Consider the following 8,470-nt stretch of genomic DNA (forward strand, 5'->3'; position numbering starts at 1 on the left):
ACTCAAATGCCCTTCCGAGCACTTCAGGTGGCATGCCGTGGCCAGTGTCTGTCACCGAGATCATCACGTAGTCGCCTGCCTCGAGGTCCAATAGGGCTGACTGCACATCTGATGAGATCGTTTGATTTTCGGCGGAGATGGTAATCTCACCGCCATCAGGCATCGCATCGCGCGCATTGACTGCTAGGTTAATGACGGCTTGCTCCAGCGCATTGCCATCGGCTTTGGCTTGCCAGATACTAGGCTTCAAATCGCAACGGATCGCGATGGTCTCCGGGATACCTATTCTCAGCAGTGCAACCGTGTTGGTCATCAAGCTGGTCAGTTCAACACATCCAGCACGAAGCTGCGACTGGCGGGAGAAGGAAAGCAGCCGTCGGGTCAGGTCCGCAGCGCTGCTTGAGGCTTGGTGGATCATCGCAACCGACTCGGCCTGATCTTCGTCAAGCACGGTGGTTTCGAGAACCTCTGCGTTGCCAAGAATGATCATCAATAGGTTATTGAAGTCGTGCGCTACACCGCCGGTAAGCTGGCCAACTGCCTCGAGCGCTCGCGCTCGTGTGTAACCTTCCTGCTGACGCTTCAATGCCGTCACGTCACGCACGCTCCCCAGCACGCGGTAAGCCCTACCATCTGGGTGTCGTAAAATGCGGGCCTTTACGGCCACATTGATCGTTCGGCCATCCGCGCTGATAATCCTATACTCAGTCTCCCAATTGGTCGCTTTCGAGTTCAGCGCCTCGTTATAGGACTGAAGTGCGGCACCAATATCCGCAGGGCTGATCAAATCTCTCCAGTGCGCCTCCTTCGGCGGTCCTGACGGTTCTGGCACCCCCAGTTTGGTTGCCCAATCTGGCGTCATCCACAATCGCCCTGAATCTAAGTTGTTATCCCACAGAACATCGCTCACCGTATCCGCGATAATCCGGAAGCGGGCTTCTGACTCCTCCAGGGCAGCAAGAGCAGCCGTTAAACGGCCTATATCGGTTGCCGTCCCAATTACCCGCGTCGCCTCTCCTTGCGAATTTCGGACGATGAAGGCGCGGATTGCAACATGGCCCATCGAGCCATCGGGACGATTGATCATATAATCGACGGCAAAACGATCAGTTCCAGACTCAATAGCCTCAAGCGCAACGTCGCGAACGACATGCTGGCCATTTTCGGTAGCAATAAGCGCATCGAGATTTTCGGGCGTCATAATCGCAGGTGGATCATAGCCGTATATGTTCTTGAACGCCTCATTGGCGCTGAAAGCATCGGTCTCGATGTTCCATTCAAAAATGACATCTTGACTAGCACGCGCTGCAAGCTCGAACCGTTCGCGGTATGCGTTCGCAGACTTCTCACTTTCTATGAGGCGTGAGACATCGCTGAAGCTGACAAGCACAGCGGTAACTTCACCTGCATCGTTCCTCGCGAGGAAAGCATCACAAAGCGCCCAACCGATGCTGTCGTCAAACGGATGCTTGCGGCCAAGCAGAACGCCTCGAACCGTTGTATTCTCGTCAATGGCACGGTTGAAAGGCAACTCTTCGAGCGGCATCGGAGATCCGTCAGGGCGAAGGAACTGCCAACCACGATCTTCAGCGGTTCTGTCGATCGCCGCATTTCCTGTAAGGCCGAGCATTTCTCTAGCTTTACGATTAATAAAGCGAACGCGGGAATCTGGATCATGAATTATGATGCCCGCCAATACATTTTCGAAAATAAACTCGTAATCTCGCTCAAAACCACAATAGTTTGTGATTTTTGATGTAACGTCTCGCACGATCCCGATGAAATGATTTTCACCACCCGATATTTTGATAGCCGGCTTTATGACGAAATGGTTAAAGAATGGCTCTCCAGACTTACGAAAACTTAGGATTTCGCCATCAAATTCTGCGCCCTTGGAGAGCGAAGCGTTAATCGCGGCAATAACTTTCGGATCGGTGCCAGCGCCTTCGATGATTGCCGAAAGTGCATGATCAAGATCACCGCGATTAAATCCGGTGATGTCAAGAAACGCTTGGTTGCAGAAGGTGATCCGTTTTTCGTGATCGAAAACCATTACCCCATCCGACATGGCATCCAACATGTCGGTGTAAAATGCCTCATCCATCGTCGCACTCACCGGTCAGCATCGTTGCCAAAGCCGCTTGAAAGGAGGTCAGTGGCAGCCTTTTCACGAGTGCGTTTAAAGCAGATTTCCATTGCCATAACAAAGGACAATTGGGTCGCTACTTCAGGGCATACAGATCGCTTGACCCGATTGCCTACCTGACGGATAGACAATCCACCATGCTGTCCCAGAAGACCCGCTATGCCATTCGCGCGATGCAGCACCTTGCCGACAATTACGGCGGCGGCCCGATCCAGCTCGCCGAAATCGCCGACAAGCAGAACATTCCCGCCAAGTTCCTGACCGTGATCCTGTCCGAGCTAACCCGTGCGGGGCTGGTCGAATCCCAGCGCGGGCGCGACGGGGGATACTGGCTGGCGATCCCGCCGATCGACGTCACCTATGGCGACCTGATCCGGCACATGCGCGGCAGCCTTGCGCTGGTGCCCTGCGCCAGCCGCTATGCACACGAGAAGTGCAAGAACTGCCTTGAGGAAGGCGAATGCCGCACCCGCGCTCTGCTGCTCGACGTGCGCGACCGGACAGCGCAAATTCTCGATGGCATCCGCCTGTCCGATCCGATCACGCCCGTTCCGCCCTTCGCCCAGGATGCCGTCTGAGCGTGCAGACGGCAGTCCGTCAGAACGGCGCATAAAGCCCACCTTTCGTCCGGTGACAGAAAATCTGCGTCGTCTGTCGCATTGTCAATCGATCCACTTGAGTTTACGTCCTTGCGTGGCAGGCAACTCCCACGCAACGAAAGGCCCAATCATGGACCACAAGGACAATGGCGTTACTGACAGGGGCAATCTGCCCCCGGCGCTGGCGCTGGTTGGCGAGGCGCTTGGCCGCCTGCGCTACGGCGCGATCCAGCTGACCGTGCATGACGGCAAGGTCATGCAGATCGACATTACCGAAAGGACACGGCTGACCGATTGACCGGCCCGTGACCCGCTCAGACCCCATCATAACAGGGACCCGCAGACCGGACCGCCGGATGCCTTCCCGCTTGCAAAGGCGAGATATTATGCATCCGATTACCCTCCGCAGCGCGCTGCTGCTCGGCGCCGGCGTTGCCGCGCTGCTTACCGTTCCCGCCGCCGCTCAGAGAGCGGCTCCTGCCACCGATGATGCCGCAGCCTCGGCTGACGAGGCGCAGGCAGACAGCAATGACATCATCGTCACCGCCCGCCGCCGCTCCGAAAGCGCGCAGGACATTCCGCTCGCCGTGTCGGTGCTCGATGCGAAGCAACTGGACGAAACGGGCGCGTTCAACGTGAACCGGCTCCAGCAGCTTGCCCCGACCCTGCAATTCTACTCATCGAACCCGCGCAACACCGCGGTCAATATCCGCGGGCTGGGCGTGCCCTTCGGTCTCACCAGCGACGGGTTCGAACAGGGCGTCGGCATCTATGTCGACGATGTCTATTACTCGCGCGTCGCCTCGGCCACGTTCGACTTTCTCGATGTGGCCCAGATCGAGGTGCTGCGCGGGCCGCAGGGGACGCTCTACGGCAAGAATACCACCGCAGGCGCGATCAACATCCAGACCAACCAGCCGACCTTCGACTTCGAGGGCCGCGCCGAGGTGAGTGTCGGCAATTACAACTTCCAGCAGGCGCGGCTTGCCGTCTCCGGGCCGCTGTCGGAGACGGTTGCGGCGCGGGTCGCGTTCTCGGGAACCAGCCGCAACGGCACGATCCGCAATGTCACCACAGGCGAGAACATCCAGAGCCTCGACAATATCGGCCTGCGCGCACAGCTTTTGTGGGAGCCGACGAGCAACCTCAAAATCAAGCTGGTGGGCGATTACAACAAGCAGGATGCAGTGTGCTGCGGATCGGTGTTCGTCGGCACCGGCGCAACCCAGCGGCCACTGAACCGCCAGTTCGCCGCCCTTGCCGCCGCGCAGAACTACGCCCCGCCGTCCGCCAACCCCTTCGACCGGCTGACCGACCTCGATTCGAACCTCAATGCGGGCAACGTGATCGCGGGCGCGGCGCTGAAGATCACCTTGGACGTGGGGCCGGGCACCTTCACCTCGGTGACCGCTTGGCGGTACTGGGACTGGAAGCCCGAGAACGACCGCGATTTCACCGGGCTTTCCATTGTGGCCCTGTCGCAGAACCCTTCGCAGCAGGACCAGTACACGCAGGAATTCCGCTACGCCTACACCGGCGACCGGTTCGATTTCGTGCTGGGTGCCTTTGCCTTCAACCAGCGGATCGACACGCAGGGGACCGAAGCCCACGGTATCAATTCGAGCCGCTGGTCAATCGCGCCAAACAACCCGCTGTCGCTTGACCCGAGCGTGCTGAACGGGCTGACCGCGCGCAACACGCAGTTCCTCAAGAGCACCAGTGCGGCGCTGTTCGGGCAATTGAGCTGGAAGGTGACCGACGCCTTCACCATCCAGCCCGGGGTGCGGCTGAATTACGACAAGAAGGAGGGCTTTTATCAGCGGCGGGTGTTCACCGGCACTGGCGAGGAGTTGACCGGCAGAGAAACCGACGCGCGAAGCCGCGCCCAGCTGGGGGTGTTCCAGCCGCAGATCAGCGCGCCCGAGGATACCGACTGGAATCTCACCTACGATCTTACGCTCAGCTATGAAGTCGCACCCGATGTGCTGGCCTATGGCACCTACGCAAAGAGCTTCAAGACCATCGGGATCAACCAGAACGGGTTGCCGACCGACGCCAACGGCGAGCCGATCGCGGCGGCGGGGACGATCCGGCCCGAGACAGTCGATCACTTCGAAGTGGGCCTCAAGAGCCAGTTCTGGAACCGCAAGGCGACGCTCAATCTTGCCGCTTTCCGCACCGATATCCGCGATTATCAGGCGACCGTGAACAACGGCCAGCTCGGGGTGCTGCGCGGGTTCCTCGCCAATGCGGGCAAGGTGCGATCGCAAGGAATCGAGGCTGATTTCAGCATCCGCCCGAGCGCGCGGTTCACCGCCTATACGAACGCGGCCTATACCGATGCGAAATATGTGCGCTTCACCGATGCGCCTTGCCCGCCGGAACTGGCCGGCGGCACCACAGCCGTCCCGGGCCAGACCCCGTCTGCGCCGGGCACTCCCGGCGGCATCAGCCCGGCCAATTGCGACATTTCCGGCCAGCGCCTGCCCGGCGTGTCCAAGTGGTCGTTCTCCTTCGGGGCGGAGGGCAATGTGCCCGCCACCTTCCTCGGCAAGCCGGGCGAAGTCTATCTCGGCTATGACGGATCTTACCGGTCGAACTTCTCGTCCAACCCCTCGCCCTCGGCCCTCACCTTCGTGGACGGGTACAGCCTGTCGAACCTTCGTGCCGGGTTCCGCAGCGATGATGGGCTCAACCTGTTCGTGTGGGTGCGCAACGCCTTTGACGAGAACTATTTCGAACAGCTCTTCGTCGGTCCGGGCAACACCGGACTGATCGCGGGGCTGCCCGGCGACCCGCGCACCTTCGGCGCGACAGCCGCGATCACCTTCTAGACCTGCAAAGCCGCAGAGAGGACCGCCTCATGCCTGACTTCACCTCGCTCCTGATCGACATGGCGCCGTTCATCGCCATCGGAATGGCCGCGCAGATGATCGACGGGGCGCTGGGAATGGCCTTCGGGGTCATCACCCAGACCCTGCTGGTCAGCGCACTTGGCGTGCCGCCCGCCACTGCCTCGGCCAGCGTCCATCTGGTGGAACTGTTCACCACCGGCGCGTCAGGGGCGAGCCATATCTGGCACCGCAATGTCGATTGGGGCCTGTTCCGGCGGCTGGTTCCGTTTGGCGTGCTGGGCGGGGTGGCGGGGGCCTATGTGCTGTCGAACATCGACGCATCGGCGGCGCGGCCCTTCGTGATGATCTACCTTACCGGCATCGGCTTCTACCTGCTGTGGCGGGCGATCCGCCTGTCGAAGCCCCGGTTCGAAGACCCGCGCTACACCCGTCCGCTGGCGCTGGCAGGGGGCTTTCTCGATGCGGCGGGCGGGGGCGGGTGGGGGCCGGTGGTCACCTCTAACCTTCTGATCCAGGGCGGCGACCCGCGCAAGATCATCGGCTCGGTCAACTCCGCCGAGTTCCTGCTGACACTGTCGATCTCGATCGCCTTCATCGCCACGCTCGGCCTTGCCGCTTTCACTAAGATCACGGTCGGCCTGATCATCGGCGGGGTGGTCGCCGCGCCCTTCGGGGCGGTGCTGGCCAGCCGCGTCGGGCCCCGCTATCTGCTGCTGGCCGTGGCCATCGTGCTGATCGCAACCAGCGCCTACTCGATCTACCGGGCATGGCCGCTCATCTAAGGAACGCGTGTGGACACCGAACTGCTGCTGATCTGCGCGCTGACCGCGCTCATCAATCTGATCGGCGCGCTGGCCTATGCCGCGAGGATCGCGGGCGTGCGGACGGGGAGGATCGCGCTGAGCTTTGCCCTGTTCAACATCCTGCTGCTGGTGTCGCGCACGTCGAACGGGTTTCTCGGCCCGTTCCTCGCCAAGCGGATCGAGACCGCATTGGCGCACGGCGGGGGCGATGCGCTGATCTGGGAACTGCGTCTGGTGCTGTTCTCTGCCGCCGCGGCGGTCGCGCTCGGTATCGTGCTGGTGCCGACCGGCCAACGGCTGTTTGCGGCGGCGATCACCTTCTTTCAGGCGAACCGTTCGACCACGAAACTGTTGCTCCGCAGTGTGACCCCGGCGGGGCTCAGCACGATCCGGGATTCGGTGACTCTGCCCTCTGCGGACACGTTGCGTTCTCTCAAGCGCCCACGCGGGGTCAGCTGGAGCGTGCTTGCCGCCAATGCCGCCGCGCAGGGCCTGCTGGCGGTGGGCGTGCTGGCCTCGCTCTATGCGGGCTATCTGGTGCCGGAATTCCGCGTCACCGCCTCGCAGATGACCGCGATCGTCAACGGCTTTGCCACGATCCTGCTGTTCTCACTGATCGACCCCCAGATTTCGGCGCTGACCGATGATGTCGTGGATGGCAGCGTTTCCGAGGCGACTTTCCGCCGCGCGATGATCTGGGTATCGCTGAGCCGACTTGCCGGTACGCTGCTGGCGCAGGCGATGCTCGTTCCGGCGGCGGTTGTGATCGCCTGGGCGGCCGGTTGGATCTAGCGCGGAGGGCTAAATACCAATCCACCTGCCGCACAAACCACGAGAATGCGCAGCACCGAACAATTCCGGCCGCGATCATGAAGGCTCGGACACCGCGCTGTTTCAGCTGTCCGATGACCTCGAAGACAACCATTGGCGAACGGGGAAAGGGAGCGGCGATGCCAAAATCGGGATGGGGCGGTTTCTTTGCCTTTGCCGATCCCGAGCGTGGCTGGGCTGTCGCCTACACCATGAACCGGATGGGGGCCGATCTCATCGGCGACCCGCGCAGTTTTGCGCTTGTGGACGTCCTTTACAGGGTCCCAGACGGCACGATGTAGCGCGTTTCCAAGCCATTGGCGCCTTGCTTCCCGCTAAGATCGGCGCACTGAAATGGCAACTTTCGCCAACTTCGAACGATTGCTCAGGCAATAGCGAATGACCGCCTCTGGGCCGAGAGCTTCCGGAAGGTCCTGGGACAAAACCGTCGTTTGCCAACCCGCTTGGGAACGGCAAGTTACGTCGGGACACGCCATTCGTGAGGAGCAGAGTAGGCTCCCCGCTATTACTGAGATTGCGCACGATCCGGAACGGCAGATTTTAGACCTGCACCCGCCTAGGTTGCCATTTCGTCATTCTCGCCGCCGCAACAGCAATGGGGTGGTGGATCTTTGCAGACTCGAAGACTGACTGTGAGCGCGCCTGCCACTTCTTGGTCACGGAGACGGCAAAGCTCCACGGCATTAAGCCGCAAGCTTAAATCGTCGAAGTCATCGCGAGGATTGCAGCTGCGTGAGGCCCCCTGTTTCTTTCGGCCGCGGGCAGCTCCGTCGACGTCAGGGCGCTAGTTGCTCCATGTACGGCAGCATTGACGATGCAATCAGTTCGTAGTCCTCCGCTTCGAGAACCGATTTTTTCTTCGTGAATTCGATAACCTTCCCATTTGGGATCGTTCTGCCGTGCAAGGAAACCGTGCCAAGTATCGTCTGGGCGTCGTCGGGTCGGGATGCAACAATCAGATCGATCATGGCCCCGACATTAATCTTGTCTTGGTCCTGCTGATTTGGACTATCAACGACAATTGGCGCGAACAGCGAGTCAGAGTGCTTGTAAATGGTCTGAATGATAGCCAGGAAATGGGCCAAGACCGAGCGAGGGAGGTCGCTCCCCGTATCGGAGATAGTGGCAGGTAGCTTGGTCACCTGATCGACGTCAAAGTTCACCACATCCAACTGGTTGAGGTACGCCAATATGAAGGATGCGTAGTCCTTCACTATCTTTTCGCGACGTTCGGCT

At 60.3% G+C, this 8,470-nt stretch carries 7 protein-coding genes and 1 pseudogene; 6 read left to right on the forward strand and 2 right to left on the reverse strand.

Translation table 11 applies throughout. The annotated features are described in order from the left end of the window. The coding region (locus C0456_RS18820) for a PAS domain S-box protein (protein WP_291055562.1) at positions 1 to 2,104 on the reverse strand (2,104 nt) is incomplete at its 3' end. Positions 2,105 to 2,283: 179 nt separating this feature from the next. Here C0456_RS18820 and C0456_RS18825 point away from each other — a divergent pair. The 6 genes from C0456_RS18825 (at position 2,284) to C0456_RS18850 (ending at position 7,515) form a co-directional block, all read left to right on the forward strand. Next, positions 2,284 to 2,724: an Rrf2 family transcriptional regulator gene (locus tag C0456_RS18825; RefSeq protein ID WP_291055565.1), complete on the forward strand. Its 441-nt coding sequence runs from the start codon at positions 2,284 to 2,286 to the stop codon at positions 2,722 to 2,724. Between the two features lie 151 nt (positions 2,725 to 2,875). Then, complete coding sequence (locus C0456_RS18830; RefSeq protein ID WP_291055568.1) at positions 2,876 to 3,043, forward strand: YezD family protein; 168 nt, start codon at positions 2,876 to 2,878, stop codon at positions 3,041 to 3,043. An 88-nt stretch (positions 3,044 to 3,131) separates the two neighbouring features. Then, on the forward strand, positions 3,132 to 5,579 hold the full coding sequence (locus C0456_RS18835; protein WP_291055571.1) for a TonB-dependent receptor: 2,448 nt from the start codon (positions 3,132 to 3,134) through the stop codon (positions 5,577 to 5,579). Between the two features lie 29 nt (positions 5,580 to 5,608). Next, complete coding sequence (locus tag C0456_RS18840) at positions 5,609 to 6,382, forward strand: sulfite exporter TauE/SafE family protein (protein ID WP_291055575.1); 774 nt, start codon at positions 5,609 to 5,611, stop codon at positions 6,380 to 6,382. A 9-nt stretch (positions 6,383 to 6,391) separates the two neighbouring features. Then, entirely contained in the window at positions 6,392 to 7,195 is an 804-nt protein-coding gene (locus C0456_RS18845) for a lipid II flippase Amj family protein (protein WP_291055578.1), read from the forward strand. A gap of 158 nt (positions 7,196 to 7,353) precedes the next feature. After that, complete coding sequence (locus C0456_RS18850) at positions 7,354 to 7,515, forward strand: hypothetical protein (protein WP_291055581.1); 162 nt, start codon at positions 7,354 to 7,356, stop codon at positions 7,513 to 7,515. Between the two features lie 495 nt (positions 7,516 to 8,010). On the opposite strand, the pseudogene C0456_RS18855 reads toward C0456_RS18850, so the two are convergent. Beyond that, positions 8,011 to 8,470: pseudogene (locus tag C0456_RS18855) on the reverse strand (hypothetical protein); the annotation flags it as partial.

It is taken from the genome of Hyphomonas sp., from assembly GCF_013823385.1.
Lineage (GTDB): Bacteria > Pseudomonadota > Alphaproteobacteria > Caulobacterales > Hyphomonadaceae > Hyphomonas.

What these genes read in the sequence shown, in the direction of transcription:
- C0456_RS18825 (WP_291055565.1), top strand. Translation starts at nt 2,284, where the DNA reads ATGCTGTCCCAGAAGACCCGCTATGCCATTCGCGCGATGCAGCACCTT.
- C0456_RS18830 (WP_291055568.1), top strand. Translation starts at nt 2,876, where the DNA reads ATGGACCACAAGGACAATGGCGTTACTGACAGGGGCAATCTGCCCCCG.
- C0456_RS18835 (WP_291055571.1), top strand. Translation starts at nt 3,132, where the DNA reads ATGCATCCGATTACCCTCCGCAGCGCGCTGCTGCTCGGCGCCGGCGTT.
- C0456_RS18840 (WP_291055575.1), top strand. Translation starts at nt 5,609, where the DNA reads ATGCCTGACTTCACCTCGCTCCTGATCGACATGGCGCCGTTCATCGCC.
- C0456_RS18850 (WP_291055581.1), top strand. Translation starts at nt 7,354, where the DNA reads ATGCCAAAATCGGGATGGGGCGGTTTCTTTGCCTTTGCCGATCCCGAG.